Raw genomic sequence first — 15,282 nt, 5'->3', positions numbered from 1 at the left:
CTAGCGGGCCATGTGGAAGAAAACCTGGCTCCTCGGAATCCTGATGGCAGCGACCGCGCTGTCTGGTTGTTCCTCCTGCGGCGGCGGCACCAACAACGGTGGGCCCGATGCCGGTAACACGGCGGACGGCGGCCTGAATGGTGGACCCGATGGTGGCGGCGGAACGGACGGCGGAGGCGACCCCGACGGCGGTGGCGGCCCCACGCTGGGCGCGCTGGCCATCACCCCCGTCAAGCCGCTGCTGACCGTCACGGGCAGCACCGGGGTGTCGCAGCGCTTCACCGTCATCGGCACCTACACCGACGGGCACACGGAGGACGTGACGAGCCAGTCCACCTTCAGCATCGACGATACGCGGCTGGGCACCTTCATCGGGGCCAACTTCAACTCGAGCGCCACCGTGGGCGGCACCAGCTTCGTGCGCGCCCGCATTGGCACCACGTCCGTCTCCACCGAGATCACGGTGAAGCTGGACCAGAAGGTGTCGGACACCACGGCGCCCGGCGGCACCACCCCCGTGCCCGCCAACCCGGACGGCCGCTTCGGCGGCACGGTGGACGCCGCGCTCAAGCCGCAGATCGTCTACCCCAACAACGGCGTCATGGTGCCGCCCAACCTGGGGCAGCTGGAGATCCATTTCCTCTCGGGCCCCAGCACCAACTCGCTCTTCGAGCTGCGGTTCTCCAACACCATCACGGACGTGCGCGTCTACCTGCGCTGCTACCTGCCCACCGGCTTCACGCCGCCCTCGGGCGCGGTGCCGTCGGGACAGCGCGGCTGCATCTACACGCCCGAGGACAAGGTGTGGAAGTTCCTGGCCGAGAGCAACCGCGGTGGCCAGCCGGTGCGCCTCATCGTGCGCGCCACGGATGACTCGGGCACGGGCAAGGTGGGCGTCTCCGATCCCATCTCCCTCCAGTTCGCCCGCGCGGAGATCAAGGGCGCCCTCTACTACTGGACGACGTCGGGGGGCACCGGCGTGATGCGCTATGACTTCGCCGGCACCGGCACCCCGAGCGCCACGTCCGTGCTCCGGGCCAGCAACGTCAACAGCACCGGCATCAGCTGCGTGGGCTGCCATGCGCTCAGCCGCAACGGCAAGAAGCTGGTGGCCGAGGTCAACGGCCAGAACGACGGCCGGCTCGCCCTGGTGGACCTGTCCACCTTCAACTCCTCCACGGACAAGGTGAACCTGGCGCAGAGCGCCACCAAGCTGAGCAACTTCGAGTCCTGGAACCCGGACGGCACGAAGTTCGTCGGCGCCTACGCCGACAGCGGCGCCAATACCTACAACCTGAAGCTCTTCAGCGGCACGGACGCGGCCTACGAGGGGGAGATCCCCAACACCGGCACCTCGGCCAGCCCCGCCAACCACCCGGACTGGAGCGCGGACGGCCAGAAGATCGCCTTCATGTCCATGGGCAAGGTCGGGACGAACCAGCGCAGCTACAAGGGCGCCATCAAGATGGTGACGGCGAAGACGGGCGGCTGGAACGATCCGGTGACGGTGGTGCCGTCCGTGTACGGGCTGAACCGCTACTACCCGGCCATCGCCCCAGACTCCTCCTTCCTCGTCTACAACGAGTCCACCTGTCCCACCGGCTCCGACTCGCACACCGACTGCAACAGCGACACGGACCCGACCGCGAAGCTGTGGGCCGCGAAGCTCGAGGCCAATGCCACGCCGGTGGAGCTGACCAACGCCAACAGGGGCGGCGTGCTGGACAACGGGGAGACGAAGCTGACCAACAGCTACCCGAAGTGGAGCCCCTTCGTGACGCGCGGCAACAACGGCGAGACGAGCCGGCTCATGTGGGTGACGTTCTCCTCCTCGCGCAAGTACGGCCTGCGCCAGCCGCTCACGTCCACCTCGGGTGAGAACCCGTGGAGCACGCTGCTGTGGATGGCGGCGGTGGACCCGGACAAGGTGGGCTCGGGGGATCCGTCCTACGCGGCCTTCGCGCTGCCCTTCCAGGACATCAACACGTCCAACCACATCGCCCAGTGGGCGAGCTACTTCGTGAGCAACGGGTGCGCCACGGAGAGCGAGGGGTGCGGCGGCGGCGCCACGTGCTGCAACGGCCTGCAGTGCGTGCAGCTCAACCAGGATCCGCCCATCCCCTGTGACGTGGCGGGCGCCTGCGTGTGCCAGGCGATTCCGTCGTGCGCGCCGTCCTTCGAGGATTGCTCGACGGTCGCGCCCTGCTGCGACGGGCTGCGCTGCCTGGACAAGACCACCGGCGCGGACTGCACGGGCGGCAACTGCACCTGCACCCCGCCGTGCTCCGGCGTCGGCCAGGCCTGCGGCGGCGCCTCCGCGTGCTGCGATGGTCTGAAGTGCGTGACCGGTACGAGCGGCAACACCTGCCAGGTCGACATCCGGTAGCAGTGCCCACCTGGGCGGCTCCGGTGGACGCCGGAGCCGCTCGGTGACGTCTCAGGGCGACAGGACGAGGCCGTCCGCCACGCACGACTCCACCGCGGCGCGGATGTCGGCCTCGGCCACGCCGGTGGCCGCCGAGACCTGCGGCGGCGTCAATCCCTCCACCGCCATCTTCAACGCCAGCAGCGAGCGATCGTTCGCGGCCAGGAACATCGTCACCAGCCGCTCCGGGTGACGCCACAGCAGCGCCATCTCCTGGCCCGGCTCCGGCGCTCCCCTCCCCTGCCGCCGCACGTGCGCGCAGAGTTGGAAGGGGTGCTCCAGCACCGCCAGCGTCGGGTTCACCGTCAGCCGCTCCACGCGCTCCGGCACCGGCTCCATCGACGTGTACACCGCGAAGTCCGTCCACTCGAAGCGCGCCAGCGCGGGCAGGAAGTCCGGCAGCCCGCGCGCCGCCGCCTCGTCCGCGAGGAAGCCGGGGAAGCCCTCGCCCAGCCCGTTCATCTCGAAGGAGCGCGAGGGACGCGAGGCCTCGTACGCCCGCACCAGCTCCGCCCACCGTGCCTCGTCCACGCCCGCGCGCGTGAGCGGGTAGAGCTTCTCCAGCGTGGACGTCACGTGGTGGCGCACCATCTGCCCGTAGAGCGCCACCCGCGAGTGCGGCGCGTCCCAGCCCGGGTGCGCCGTGTACAGCCGCTCCAGCGCGTCCGGGCCCGGCCGGGTGAGGTACTGCTCCATCGACGCGAAGAAGCCATGCAGCCCGGGTTTCATCGCGCCACCGCCTGCGCCAGCACCGCGCGCGCCCGGTCCGCCTCGTCCAGCACGGCCTCCAGCGAGGGGATGTCCTGGTCCCACTCCATCAGCGTCGACACCGGCCCCGTGCGCTCGAGCACGTAGCGGTACAGCGACCACACCTCATCGCAGACCGGTGCCCCGTGCGTGTCGATGAGCACGTCCGGCCGCTGCTCGTGGCCCGCCAGGTGGATCTGCACCACCCGCTCCAGCGGCAGCGCGTCGATGAAGGCCCTTGGCTCGTAGCCGTGGTTGCGCGCGTTCACGTACACGTTGTTCACGTCCAGCAGCAGGCCGCAGTCCGCCTCCTCGGCCACGTGCCGCAGGAAGGCCGCCTCGTCCAGGGTGCCCCCCGGCATGCGCGCGTAGTAGCTCGGGTTCTCCAGCAGGAAGGGCCGCCCCACCCGCTCCTTCACCTCGCGCACCCGCGGCACCACGTGCTCCACCGCCTCCTCCGAGAAGGGCAACGGCAGCAGGTCATGCAGGTACGCCCCGCCCAGCCGCGAGTAGCAGAGGTGGTCCGAGAAGAAGGGCGCGTCCACCCGCTCCACCAGCGCCTTGAGCCGCGAGAGGTAGTCCTCGTCGAGCGGCTCCGGCCCGCCGATGTTGAGCGCCACCCCATGCGGCAGCACCGTCCAGCGCTCCACGCATGCATCCAGCGCGCGCTGCGGACGGCCCCCCAGGGTGAGGAAGTTCTCGGGGACGATCTCCACCCAGTCCAGGGCGCGGGAGGTGTCCGGGAGCCGCGCGTAGAACTCGCGCCGCAACCCGATGCCCGCCCCGAGCGGCTTCAGCCCATGTCTGCGCGCGTAGCTCACCGGCAACCCTCCAGAAGAATCACGGCCAGAAAAAGACACGGGCGGCGGGAAGAGGCTCCCTGCCGCCCGGAAGACAACCCCCGAGGACTCGGGGGCTATTCACTACTGCGGCTTGGTGGCGCCGCCGCAGCCGTTGGCGCCGCACTTGTGCTCGCCACCCTTCTCCTCGGTGGTGCCGGCCTTCTGGCCGCCGCACTGGGCCTCGCCACCCTTCTCCTGGCTGGGGGCCGCGGTGCCCTTGCAGGAGGCCTCGCTGCCCTTCTCCTCGGAGGCGGCGGCCGCGGGCTTCGCGGTCGCACAGCCGGTGGCCAGCGTGCCGAGGGAGAGGGTTCCGACGATGGCGGCCATGGTCTTGATGTTCATGGTGTGTCCTTTCACTGCGTGGGGGTGGAACGTCCGCGAAGAGCTCGCGCCTGTCATACGCACGACGAAATGAGTGGTTACACCCTCCTCATCGCGGAGCCACCAGAGCATCCCGCAGCGGGCTGTCACGGGCGACTCCCAGCCTGGCTCCGTCCGGCACGGACTCGACGCCGAGCGCTTCTAACAGAGGCTCCAGCTCGGCCAAAGCGGGCTGGCTCAGGTGACGCGACACCACCTCCTGGAAGAGCGGCCGGCCGGCGATGGCGTCCACCGCCGCGCCGAAATCGTCGAAAGTTGCAACCTGGCCGGACGCGGCGAGCCGCTCGAGCACATCATCGAGGCTGCGCGTGTTGCCGGTGACGCGGCGCAGCGCCACGTCCAGGTGCAGGGCGACGAGCGCGCCCGTCCAATAGGTGCCCAGGTAGGAATCGCCCCGGGTGACGACGTCCTCCATGGTCCGCGAGCCCACGGCGCGGCGCGCGCGCGCGAAGCCGGCCAGCAACTCCGTCCACGCGCGCTCCGGGGTCTGCCTGCCCGAGCGCGCCCGCGCCAGCTCCGTGTAGTAGGTGGCGAGCCCCTCGGACAGCCACGCGACGCGCGGGAGGATGGGCGGGTGGGCCAGGTGGAGCAGCTCGTGCACGGCCACCCAGTCGCGCGTGAAGGAGGCCGGCTCGGCGTCCTGGCCCACCAGCAGCGAGATGCTCGGCGGAGTGCTCCACAGCACCATGCCGAAGGGAACGGGATCCTCGCGTCCCGGCACCGCGACGAGGCGCACGGTGACGCGGGGGTACGGGAAGGAGCGCCGCACCGTGAGCACCTCGCGGGCGGACTGCTCCAGCCACGCGCAGAGGGCCGCGTCGTCCATGCGGGACATGCGGCCGAGCAGCGCCACCTCCACCTCCCCGCCCGGCAGGCGCAGCATGCACCGCCGTCCGCCGAAGCCGTGGAAGCCCGAGTTCACCAGATCATCGCCCCGCAGCCGGTAGACGCCGCTCGCGTCCGGCGTCCAGGGCAGCAGCGCGTCCACGCCCTCCACCACGAGCTCCGCGCTCAACGCGGGTGTCGCCGTGCGCGGGCGCAACAGCCAGGCGCGGCCCGCGACATGCCACGCATCGCCCTCGCCCATACCGGTGAAGAAGCCCGCGTGTCTCCCGCGGGGGCTCGCGTTCAGCGGATAGCGGTAGCGCAACGAGCGGGTGTCCGGCGGAACGAGGACGCCGCCCTCGGCGGACACCGGCACCTCCCGCTCCGAGCCGTCCCGGCCGAAGACGCGCACCCGCTCGACGCCGCCCGGTTGCGTGAAGAGGAAGTCCCGCGGCGCCCTCTCGCCCACCCGGAGCAGGCCCACCTCCAGCGCGGGCTGGGGCTCGCGGACATAGGTGACGTGGTAGCGCAGGGCGCCCGGCTCCTCGCGGGGAGGCAGGGGGCGAGCCCCGGACGGGAGACAGGAGCACAGCGCCCCCCACAGGGCGGCCAGTGCCACGAAGGAGGGAACCCGCCTGGACGGAGGCATGGCCTACGTCTCCCATGCCACCGGGGCGCTCGGCCAGTGCTTGGGTCTCCTGCCCCACACCCAACCTTCCGGCCACATTCGGTGTCAGTAAACCGTACGGGTAAAATTTTGACTATGAGCGTGTTGTCCTACAGTACAGGTCGCAGAGCTGCCTACCGAGCCCTGTAAAATCAACCATTTACCCAGTGCTGGACACGCCGGGACGTCCTCCGGGGCCCTCCAGGGTTCCCTCGAGGACAAGGCCGGTTGCTCCCGAAAACGTTTATTGCAAATCGGTAAACGCCTCCGCACAGTGGCCGTGTCGGAGGGACCGGGTACTGGGAGTGACACCACCCCTCCAGGACACGCAGAGATGAACGAGAACGCACTCAACGCGAACGTGGGCCTGAAGCTGCGCAGTCTGAGGCTCGCGCGGAACATCAAGCAGACGGACGCGGCCAAGGACCTGGGGGTCTCCCCGGCGTACCTGAACCTCATCGAGAAGGGCAAACGCGTCATGCCCTTCCCGCTGCTGTGGAAGGCGCTGCGCTACTTCGACCAGGACCCCGAGCAGTTCATGTCCACGCTCGGCGAGGGCCGGGTGGACGAGGCGCTCGCGAAGCTGCTGGACGAGCCGCTGCTCAAGAGCCTCGACATCGACCCCGAGTCGCTGCAGAGCCTGTCGGCCGAGCCGAAGCTGGCGGGCACGGTGGCGGCGCTCTTCAACCTCTACAAGAACACGCGCACGCAGCTGGAGAACGTGCTGGCGCAGCTCAACGCCGAGGAGCGGGCGCGCACGCAGGCGGCCCCGGGCAGCTCGTCCGGATCCGGGCCGGGGCTGCGCTTCGATTACTCGCCTTTCGACGAGGTGAGCGACTTCCTCCAGACGCACCACAACTACTTCCCCGAGCTGGAGGAGCAGGCCGAGGCGCTGCGGCGCGACTTCAAGCTGGGACGCCTGCTCACCAGCCAGCAGCTGGTGCCGCTGCTGGAGGAGCGCTTCGGCTACCGGGTGCGCTTCGAGTCCGCGGCCAGCGGCTCCTCGGTGGTGCGCCGGTTCGATCCCGAGACCCAGGAGCTCATCCTCTCGCCGGATCTCACCGAGCAGCCGCTCAAGTTCCAGCTCGCCGCGTCCATCGGCCTCATGGTGTTGGACCGGGAGAAGCTGGTGGAGCGGATTGTCGGCGGCTCGCGCACGCGGCACGCGGAGACGCAGCGGCTCATCAAGGTGAACCTGGCCAACTACTTCGCCGGCGCGCTGATGCTGCCCTACGGGGACTTCTTCAAGGAGGTGGAGCGCACGCGCTACGACGTGGAGCTGCTCTCCAACCTCTTCGGCACCACGTACGAGACGGTGGCCCACCGGCTGTGCAACCTCTCGGACCCCAAGCGCAAGGGCCTCCCCTTCCACTTCCTGCGCTCGGACATCGCCGGCAACATCTCCAAGCGCTACAGCGGCACCGGCATCAAGTTCGCCACGGGCGGCGGCTCGTGCGGCAAGTGGGCCGTGCACCTGGCCTTCCTCAACCCGTCTCAAATCACCCGGCAGTACTCGATGATGCCGGACGGCACCTCGTACTTCTGCTTCGCCAAGGTGCAGCTGCAGCCGATTGAGGGCTCCATCGTGCGCGGCACGGCCTACTCCATCGGCCTGGGCACGCACGCGGAGAACGCCAAGTACCTGGCGTACGGGCTGCCCACGACGGATCTGCGCAAGGACGCGGTGCCCAGCGGCATCTCCTGCCGCTTCTGCGAGCGCACCGACTGCAACCAGCGCGCGGCCGCCAGCTACCGCTTCGCCTTCTCCTTCGACGAATACACCAAGAAGGATTGCTTCTTCTCGCCCCTGCTGGTGCACGAGGCCGGGCGCAATGGTGCGGATTCGCTGGACAAGCCGCCGCGTCGACGCAACAAGGGCGAGGAGCACTGAGCCCCCCATGAGCCTGACCGACACCGAACGCGCCCACATCCAGGAAGCCCTGCAGAACCAGCGCAACGCGCTCGCCGTGACGCGCATCACCGGAGACCCGGGGGAGATCGGCAAGGGGCTGGTGCACCTGGCCGAGCTGCACGGCATGCTCGAGGACCACGCCGAGAGCCGCCGCCACTACGAGGAGGCGCTGGGCTACTTCCAGACGGCCGGGGACAAGCACGGCCAGGCGCAGGTGCTCTTCGGCCTGGGCGTGGTGAGCGCCAACTTCGAGGATCACCGGCGCGCCATCGAGCACATCGCCGGGGCCACGGCGCTCTTCAACGAGCTGAAGGATCAGGAGAACGAGGCGCTGTGCCGTGCGGCCATCGGCGAGTCCTTGCGCTCCATCGGCCAGACCAAGGCCGCCGAGGAGAAGTACCAGGAGGCGCTGCTGCTCTACCGGCAGGCGAAGAACGGGGCGCGCATCGCCCAGCTGCTGCTGGACATCGGCGACATCCGCATGGAGGCGGGCGAGTACGAGACGGCGCGCAAGCGCTTCTCCGAGGCACTGCCCCTGCTGGAGAAGGAAGGCGATCCGGAGCCCCTGGCGCTGTGCCGGCTGCTGCTGGGCGAGGCCGAGGGCCTGCTGGGCAACCACGAGGCCGCGCGTCCGCACCTGAAGGAGGCCGCGGAGCTGTACGAGCAGCTGCACGACCACGCCTACGAGGCGCGGGCCCGGTGGGACCTGAGCATCGCGTGCACCTTCGTGCAGGACTGGAAGAGCGCGCGCGTCGAGCTCGAGGCGGTGATTCCGCTCTTCGAGGAGCAGGGACGCGCCGACGACGTGGCCAAGGCCCGGAAGGTCCTGGCCCACTTCGACTCGCGCGGCGTGTGAATCAGGCGGTGTGAGTCAGGCGTGGAGTCCCGCGCCCACCGCCACCGCGAGCAGGCCCAGCACTCCCGCGGCGTAGAGGGCGTACTTCCACTCGCCGCGGATGCCCAGGGTGGTACCGGCCACCACCAGCCGCACCACCGGCGTCACCAGCAGGGCCGAGGCCGCGCCCTTGCGCAGCACGTCGATGGCCACGTGCACGTTCTCGGATTGGGGCAGGAACTCCAGCGCCAGCGAGGCGAGGAAGAGCCCTCCGCTGCACATGGCGCCTACCCGGAGCAGCCGGGAGATCCACTGCTCACCGGCTTCCGCGCGCGTGACATGCGCCGGGGTGCGCTCCAGCGTTGGGATCACGGGAGCCGCGGTGGCCCTCCGAGGCAGTGGAGGCGGCACCTTCGCGCGGACGGCGTCCTCCAGATTCACGGGAATGGCCCCCGTCACCACGGGGGATACAGTCGTCGTCATTTCGGCAGGCTCGGCCACAGTCCCTCCCCTCCCTTCCACAGCATCTGGGTTGCCACCACCAGCAACACCAGAGCGAACAACCGCCTCAGCACCGACGTGGGCACGCGCGGCATCAACCGGCATCCCACGGACGCGCCGGCCAGCACCCCCACCACCAGCGGCGCCACCAGGTCGAGCTTCACGTGCCCGCGCCAGGCGTAGGCGGCTACGCTCGCCGCCCCCGTCACGCCGATCATGAGGTTGCTGGTGGCGCTGGCCACCTTGAAGGGCACCCCCATGCCGTAGCTCATCAGGGGCACCTTGAGCGGACCGCCTCCCACGCCCAGCAGCGCCGACAGGCTCCCGGCCACGAAGGAGCCGGAGATGCCCAGCGGGTAGTTGGTGGGCACGTACTCCTCCACCTTCTGCTCCACCGGCGCGCGCACCAGCAGCATCTGCGCCGACACGTAGAGGGTGAAGAGGCCGAACACCAGGGCCACCCACGCCGGGGCGATCAGGCTCGCCACCAGCCCTCCGGCGATGGCGCCCATCACCGTGGCCAGCTCCAGCGTCAGGCCGAGGCGGATGTCACTGAGCCGACGCTCCACATAGCTGGCCGCCGCGCCGCAGGAGCTGGCCACCACGCACATGAGGCTCGCGGGGACGGCGTCCTCCAGGGGCACCTTGAAGCCCAGGACCAGGGTGGGGACGAGGATGACCCCTCCACCTACACCCAGCAGTGCGCCCGTGAGTCCCGCGAGGACACCGGCGGATATCAAGAGGAGAAGCGTCATACCCACGAAGAGGATAGGGGCCGCCTTGCCGATCGGATAGCGGCATTCCCCTTGACCACCGGTGCTCGATCGGCCGGTTGCTCTTCGTGCAGGGAGCGCTTATGCGGCGCATGCACCGATGGTGCCTTCGGGGAACTCCTCGAGGAACCGCGCGCGTGCCCGCGGCGTGAAGATGCCCCGCGCCATGTACGCCAGCAGACGTCGCAACACCGCGCGGGCCTGCTCCACCGCGAGCTCCACCTCGGCGGCGAAGTCGAATCCGTCGTTGCGGTACAACTCCTGGAAGCTGAGCTGCGACCAGGCAGGCAGCGCCCGCATCCGCCCCAAGGGGCTGGAGAGGTACAGCCCCGCCAGGTAGAGGCCCCGCGCCCACCCGTCCAGCTGTTGTTTGGTGGGCGCTTCCTGCAGCGTCTCCTGCGAGGCCAGCCGCACCAGCTCGTAGATGCCGCGGCCGATGCCCTTCACCGGGAAGCCGGCGCTCTTGGTGACCTCGAACTTCGCGCGCAGGCGCGGGCTGCCCACCAGGTCCACCCCGTGCAACTCGCGCAGGTAGAAGAGCGTCTGCGTCCATTCGATCTGCCGGTGGGCCGTGAGCGCGTGCTCGCCCCGGCGCCGGTGGCGGATCACCAGACTGTCCACCCGGGGATGGAGCGCCCGGTCCAGGGACAGGTGGGTGAAGTAGCCGGCCAGCAGCGCCAGCCCGGCCTCGGTGCCCACCAGCGCGCCAGCGGCCACCAGCTCGGCCATCTTCAGGCCCATGCCCACGGGCGCCTTCTCGTGGTACAGCCGCGCGAAGTGGGGCCAGTCCTGGCCGGAGTAGCAGGCGCGCAGCCCGCCCCGGACACCTTCACACAGGGGCAGGTCCGGCAGCGCCGCGCCGAAGCGCGCGTAGGCCAGGTCCTCGGACAGCGCCCGGACGAAGTCCTCGGGCAGATCTCCCGGATTGGCCGCCAGTCGTTCGATCGCCGTGAGATGCAGCAGCAACGAGGGCATGGGCCACGACGTAGCCACCGGGCGGCGTCCATGCAACGACGGAACGCTCGACCGTTCTTGCCTGAAACATTCCCGGCGCTACAGTCGCGACCCCTCATTTCTCAGGAGCCCGTGTCCCTCATGAACTTCAGCTTCATCTCCGGCGAGGCCGCCCGCGCGAGCGGTGAGCTGCTCGTGATTCCCCTCTTCGAAGGCGAGACCGGGGACAAGCCGCCCGCGCCGCTGGCCGGTGCCGACAAGTCGCTGGAGGGCCGGCTGCTCACCGCCGCCACCCAGGAGGGCTTCAAGGGCAAGGGCGAGCAGACCTTCGTGATGCACGCGCACGGCAAGCTCGAGACCGAGCGCGTGCTGCTGCTGGGCCTGGGCTCGCGCACCAGGTACAACCCCGAGGTGCTGCGGCTGGCCGCGGGCCGCGCGGCGAAGACGGCCCAGCGCCTCAAGGTGCGCACGCTCGTGTTCTCCGTGCCCGAGACGCAGGACACCCTCGCCGCCCTGCGCGCCGTGGTGGAGGGCCTGGAGCTGGGCGCCTACCGCTTCGAGCGCTACAAGTCCTCGGCCAAGGAGGAGAAGAACGCCCCCAAGCTGACCACGGTGCGGCTCGCCCTCCCTGGCGGCGTGGACAAGACGAAGGAGCACGATCAGGCGGTGGCGCTCGCGCAGCGCGTGGGTGAGGCCACCAACTGGGCGAGGGACCTGGTCAACGAGCCCCCCAACGTCGTCAACCCCGAGGCGCTCGCGCGGGCCGCGCAGGAGATGGCGAAGGAGGTCGGCATCAAGATCTCCGTGGGTGGCCGCAAGGAGATCGAAAAGCTGAAGATGGGGATGTTCCTCGGGGTGGCGCAGGGCAGCATCAACGAGCCCAAGCTCATCCACATCGAGTACACGCCGAAGAACGCGAAGCAGGCGAAGAACGCCCCGGTGGCGCTGGTGGGCAAGGCCATCACCTTCGACTCGGGCGGCCTGTCGCTCAAGCCCACCGACTCCATGGTGGAGATGAAGACGGACATGGCCGGCTCGGCCGCGGTGCTGGGCGCCATGAAGGTCATCGCCACCCTCAAGCCGCCCTTCCCCGTGCACGCCTTCATCGGCGCGTGCGAGAACATGCCCTCGGGCACGTCCTACCGGCCCAGCGACATCCTCACCTCGCGCCTGGGCAAGACGGTGGAGATCACCAACACGGACGCCGAGGGCCGCCTGGTGCTCGGGGACGTGATGGCGTGGGCCACCGAGCGCAAGCCGGCGGTGCTCATCGATCTGGCCACGCTCACTGGCGCGTGCGTCATCGCCCTGGGCAACTACATCGTGGGCGCCTTTGGCGAGCACGACGGCGCGGTGAACGACGTGCTGGAGGCGGCGCGCGCTGCGGGCGAGGAGATGTGGCGCCTGCCGGTGAGCGAGCTGCAGAAGGACGTGCTGCGCTCGGACGTGGCGGACATGAAGAACTCCGGCGAGCGCTGGGGCGGAGCCATCAACGCCGCGCTCTTCCTCAAGGAGTTCGTCGGGGACACGCCGTGGGTGCACCTGGACATCGCCGGCCCGTCGGTGAGCCCCAAGGAGCGGGGCTACCTGGGCAAGGGCGGCACGGGCGTGGGCGTGCGCACGCTGGTGGAGTACGTGCGGCGCCGCGCCAGCCAGCAGGAGGCGGAGGCCACCGAGGCTCCCGCTCCCAAGCCGGCGCGCGGCGGCAAGTCCAAGGGCTGAGCTCGCTCAGACCTGCTCGGGCGAGATGGGCAGCGGGCGGACGCTCTCGAAGAGGGCGTTCACCGTCTGCGGCACCTCGTCCGGCGCGGAGGCCGGCCAGGTGGCGAGCATCATGAAGACGTGGCCGGCGCTGCCATCGCGCACCACCACCCGGCCGCGCACGCTGTCGCCCACGGCGAAGTGGAAGCCCACGGCGCTGTCGGACATGGGCAGCGGCTCGGGCTCGCTGGTGACGAAACCGGGCTGGCTGCGCAGGCCCATCGTCAGGCGCTCGGCGAACTGGGCGGGCGTGGCCACCGCGGGCGCCACCTGCAGTACCACCTGGGCGCCGCTGGTGCGGTGCTTGAGCACGACGGGGATGGTGAGCCCCTCGGGCGTCTGCTCATCCGTCTGATCCAACTGCCAGTCACCGCCGGGCTGGATGAGCTCGAAGCCCATCGCCTCGTCCACGTAGCGTCGGGAGGCGAACTCGTCGGAGTCCACGGACTGCTCCCGGGCCGCCACACCGGAGCCACCCGTCCCCGGCCCGGAGGGCTCGCGCACCGCCTGCTTCGCCCCGCTGCACGCCGTGCACAGCACGAGCAAGCCCCACCCCAACAACCGCCTTGCGTCCATGTGTTCTCCCCCGACCGGATGGCCTTGGGGAGCAACCTGGGGACGGCAGGCGGGCGCGGCCAGGGGGGCTGTCAAAAGCCGGACGGGCCGCTGTCAGGCGGTGGAAACTTCCTCGGCGATGGAACGCGCGGCGCTCAACGGATCCGCCGCGGTGTGGATGGGACGTCCCACCACGAGCAGGTCCGCACCCGCACGCACCGCGAAGGCGGGCGTCTCCGCGCGGCTCTGATCTCCCTTCGCCGCGCCGGCGGGGCGGATGCCGGGCGTGCACAGGAAGGGGGCGGAGCCGAGCTCGCGGCGGAAGGCCTGGGCCTCGTGGGGCGAGCACACCAGCCCGTCCACGCCCGCGCCCACGGCCAGCTTCGCCAGCCGCAGCGCCGCCACGTCCGGAGCGCCGGAGAGGCCCACCGCGGCCACGTCCCCGGCCGACATGGAGGTGAGCACCGTCACCGCGAGCACCCGGGGCGCCTCGTGCCCCCTGGCCCGGGCCCCCTCGCGCGCGCCCTTCACGGCGGCCTTCAGCATGGCCTCGCCCCCGGCGGCGTGCACGGTGAGCAGGGACACGCCCAGGGCCCCGGCGCGCGCGGCCGCCAGCTCCACGGTGTTGGGGATGTCGTGCAGCTTCAGGTCGAGGAACACCCTGGCGCCCAGCTTCTGGAAGGCGGCCACGGCGGGCGGGCCGTGCTCGACGAAGAGCGAGAGGCCCACCTTGGCGTAGCCCACGTGGGGAGCCACCTGCTGGTAGAGGCGCAGGCCATCCTCCAGCGGGAGATCCGCGGCGAGCGCGAGCTTGTCCCGCGCCTGGGAAGCGTCCGTCACGAGAGTCCCTCCTGGAGCTCGCGGTAGCTGCGGTAGAGCCGCTCGGACATCTCGCCCGGCAGCACGTTGCGCGCGGAGAAGAGCGCGTAGGAGACGAAGGCGTCGAGCGCCTCGAGAGTCATGGCGCGCGCCAGGGCCTCGCCACCGCTGGAGACGTTCTGGCGGATGCGCGCCACGTCCACCCGGCCATCCGGGCCGAGCAGCACGCCCTCGTAGGCGGACTCCAGGCCCTGCTGGGGCGACTCGAGGAAGTCGCGCATCAGGTCCGGGTTGGCGCCCGCCAGGCGCAGCGCGGTGTGGATCTGCGCGAGCAGCGCGTTGAAGCGATCCTCGGGGCCGAGCGGCGCCACGGGCGGCGGGGGCACCGCCAGGAAGGTGCCGGAGGCGCGCCGAGGCATGGGGGGCGCGGCGCTCGACTGCTGGAGGACGAGCGCCTCATCCCGCGTGCGCTCCTCCACCCAGGTGAGGAAGGAGAAGAGGCTGCCTTCCCAGACGGAGCGCAGCGCGCCCAGCGTGGTGCCATTCGCGGCCGTGGCGAAGAGGGCCTCCTCGCCGGGCGGTGGAGACTCGGCGCCGGCGATGACGGCCAGGTCATCCGGGAAGTGCTTGCGCAGCCGGGCCACCACCTCGCCGCGCTTCATGCCCTGGAGGACGAGATCCCGGGTGCGCTCCTGGAGCTTCACCGAGTCGCCCTCGGGCGGACGCCCCTCGAGGAAGAGGAAGCTGCCCTCGGACATCTCGAAGAGGTTGAGCACCACCTCGCGCACCAGGTACGTCATGGCGCTGTAGAGGTTGGCCTCGGAGAGGAAACCCTCGCGGGTGAGCACCGCGCCGATGCGCAGGGTGGGCGTCACCTTGCCGAGCGCCTGGTGCAGCTGCTCGGGGGTGACGAGCCCCAGCTGCACCACCACGGCGCCGAGCCGCTCGTGGTGCACGCTGGAGACGGCGAAGATGGGCTGCCCGTCGCGGAAGCTGACGGTGCGCTGCACCAGGCCGTGCTGGAGGATGAGCTGGCCGCTGCGGATGCCCGAGAGCACGTGGCCGAGCACCTCCTCCACGGACAACGAGCTGAGGCTGCCGGCGAAGAAGCCGGTGAGCGCGGCGGGCTCCCGCAACAGCACCATCCCCTCGGGCGAATGGAAGTGCGCCACGAGGGGACGGCCGGGGGAGAGGCTCGCGGCGAGGGGGCGCTCCAGCTCGAGCGCCGCCGGCTCACCGCTCACCCCGACGCGAGGCGTGGCCTTGGGGCGTTGTGCCACGCGGA

14 protein-coding genes are annotated in these 15,282 nt (G+C 70.5%); 4 read left to right on the top strand and 10 right to left on the bottom strand.

Annotated features, from left to right (window positions below; all coding sequences use genetic code 11):
• Positions 1-43: 43 nt before the first annotated feature.
• Complete coding sequence (locus tag NR798_RS16425; protein WP_375772415.1) at positions 44-2,386, top strand: hypothetical protein; 2,343 nt, start codon at positions 44-46, stop codon at positions 2,384-2,386.
• A 51-nt stretch (positions 2,387-2,437) separates the two neighbouring features.
• Here NR798_RS16425 and NR798_RS16420 read toward each other — a convergent pair whose 3' ends face one another.
• The 4 genes from NR798_RS16420 to NR798_RS16405 all read right to left on the bottom strand — a co-directional run bounded on the left by NR798_RS16420 (position 2,438) and on the right by NR798_RS16405 (position 5,839).
• A complete protein-coding gene (locus tag NR798_RS16420) occupies positions 2,438-3,154 on the bottom strand; it encodes a DUF2063 domain-containing protein (protein ID WP_375772414.1) in 717 nt (238 codons plus the stop codon).
• The gene (locus NR798_RS16415) at positions 3,151-3,999 is read right to left on the bottom strand and encodes a DUF692 domain-containing protein (RefSeq protein WP_375772413.1); all 849 of its coding nucleotides are present in this window, start codon (positions 3,997-3,999) and stop codon (positions 3,151-3,153) included. The genes NR798_RS16420 and NR798_RS16415 overlap by 4 nt, the downstream gene beginning before the upstream one ends.
• A gap of 96 nt (positions 4,000-4,095) precedes the next feature.
• A complete protein-coding gene (locus tag NR798_RS16410; RefSeq protein WP_375772412.1) occupies positions 4,096-4,356 on the bottom strand; it encodes a hypothetical protein in 261 nt (86 codons plus the stop codon).
• A gap of 88 nt (positions 4,357-4,444) precedes the next feature.
• Positions 4,445-5,839, bottom strand: coding sequence for a hypothetical protein (locus NR798_RS16405; protein ID WP_375772411.1), 1,395 nt, complete (start codon positions 5,837-5,839; stop codon positions 4,445-4,447).
• Positions 5,840-6,221: 382 nt separating this feature from the next.
• Between NR798_RS16405 and NR798_RS16400 the strand changes: the two genes are divergently transcribed.
• Together NR798_RS16400 and NR798_RS16395 are read left to right on the top strand one after the other, a co-directional pair.
• Positions 6,222-7,778, top strand: coding sequence for a short-chain fatty acyl-CoA regulator family protein (locus NR798_RS16400; protein WP_375772410.1), 1,557 nt, complete (start codon positions 6,222-6,224; stop codon positions 7,776-7,778).
• Positions 7,779-7,785: 7 nt separating this feature from the next.
• On the top strand, positions 7,786-8,655 hold the full coding sequence (locus NR798_RS16395; protein ID WP_375772409.1) for a tetratricopeptide repeat protein: 870 nt from the start codon (positions 7,786-7,788) through the stop codon (positions 8,653-8,655).
• Positions 8,656-8,670: 15 nt separating this feature from the next.
• On the opposite strand, the gene NR798_RS16390 is transcribed toward NR798_RS16395, so the two are convergent.
• From NR798_RS16390 to NR798_RS16380, 3 genes are all read right to left on the bottom strand, one after another.
• Positions 8,671-9,117 carry a hypothetical protein gene (locus tag NR798_RS16390; protein WP_375772408.1) on the bottom strand — a complete coding sequence of 149 codons (447 nt, stop codon included), beginning with the start codon at positions 9,115-9,117 and terminating at the stop codon, positions 8,671-8,673.
• Positions 9,114-9,890, bottom strand: a complete 777-nt coding sequence (locus tag NR798_RS16385) for a sulfite exporter TauE/SafE family protein (RefSeq protein ID WP_375772407.1) — start codon at positions 9,888-9,890, stop codon at positions 9,114-9,116. The genes NR798_RS16390 and NR798_RS16385 overlap by 4 nt, the downstream gene beginning before the upstream one ends.
• 99 nt (positions 9,891-9,989) lie before the next feature.
• On the bottom strand, positions 9,990-10,901 hold the full coding sequence (locus NR798_RS16380; protein WP_375772406.1) for a zinc dependent phospholipase C family protein: 912 nt from the start codon (positions 10,899-10,901) through the stop codon (positions 9,990-9,992).
• Positions 10,902-11,003: 102 nt separating this feature from the next.
• Between NR798_RS16380 and NR798_RS16375 the strand changes: the two genes are divergently transcribed.
• On the top strand, positions 11,004-12,584 hold the full coding sequence (locus NR798_RS16375) for a leucyl aminopeptidase (RefSeq protein WP_375772405.1): 1,581 nt from the start codon (positions 11,004-11,006) through the stop codon (positions 12,582-12,584).
• A gap of 6 nt (positions 12,585-12,590) precedes the next feature.
• On the opposite strand, the gene NR798_RS16370 is transcribed toward NR798_RS16375, so the two are convergent.
• The 3 genes from NR798_RS16370 to NR798_RS16360 form a co-directional block, all read right to left on the bottom strand.
• Positions 12,591-13,199, bottom strand: a complete 609-nt coding sequence (locus NR798_RS16370; protein WP_375772404.1) for a hypothetical protein — start codon at positions 13,197-13,199, stop codon at positions 12,591-12,593.
• 93 nt (positions 13,200-13,292) lie between these two features.
• Positions 13,293-14,018 carry an orotidine-5'-phosphate decarboxylase gene (pyrF, locus tag NR798_RS16365; protein ID WP_375772403.1) on the bottom strand — a complete coding sequence of 242 codons (726 nt, stop codon included), beginning with the start codon at positions 14,016-14,018 and terminating at the stop codon, positions 13,293-13,295.
• Positions 14,015-15,277, bottom strand: coding sequence for a DUF4388 domain-containing protein (locus NR798_RS16360; protein WP_375772402.1), 1,263 nt, complete (start codon positions 15,275-15,277; stop codon positions 14,015-14,017). The genes pyrF and NR798_RS16360 overlap by 4 nt, the downstream gene beginning before the upstream one ends.
• Between the last annotated feature and the right edge of the window lie 5 nt (positions 15,278-15,282).

The organism is Archangium gephyra (assembly GCF_042230915.1).
Classification (GTDB): Bacteria; Myxococcota; Myxococcia; order Myxococcales; family Myxococcaceae; genus Archangium; species Archangium gephyra_B.
This window is presented reverse-complemented; position numbering and strand designations above follow the sequence as displayed.

Excerpts from the sequence above, each read along its gene's own strand:
- NR798_RS16425 (WP_375772415.1), top strand. The coding sequence starts at position 44 with ATGGCAGCGACCGCGCTGTCTGGTTGTTCCTCCTGCGGCGGCGGCACC.
- NR798_RS16420 (WP_375772414.1), bottom strand. The coding sequence starts at position 3,154 with ATGAAACCCGGGCTGCATGGCTTCTTCGCGTCGATGGAGCAGTACCTC.
- NR798_RS16410 (WP_375772412.1), bottom strand. The coding sequence starts at position 4,356 with ATGAACATCAAGACCATGGCCGCCATCGTCGGAACCCTCTCCCTCGGC.
- NR798_RS16400 (WP_375772410.1), top strand. The coding sequence starts at position 6,222 with ATGAACGAGAACGCACTCAACGCGAACGTGGGCCTGAAGCTGCGCAGT.
- NR798_RS16395 (WP_375772409.1), top strand. The coding sequence starts at position 7,786 with ATGAGCCTGACCGACACCGAACGCGCCCACATCCAGGAAGCCCTGCAG.
- NR798_RS16390 (WP_375772408.1), bottom strand. The coding sequence starts at position 9,117 with ATGACGACGACTGTATCCCCCGTGGTGACGGGGGCCATTCCCGTGAAT.
- NR798_RS16385 (WP_375772407.1), bottom strand. The coding sequence starts at position 9,890 with ATGACGCTTCTCCTCTTGATATCCGCCGGTGTCCTCGCGGGACTCACG.
- NR798_RS16375 (WP_375772405.1), top strand. The coding sequence starts at position 11,004 with ATGAACTTCAGCTTCATCTCCGGCGAGGCCGCCCGCGCGAGCGGTGAG.
- NR798_RS16370 (WP_375772404.1), bottom strand. The coding sequence starts at position 13,199 with ATGGACGCAAGGCGGTTGTTGGGGTGGGGCTTGCTCGTGCTGTGCACG.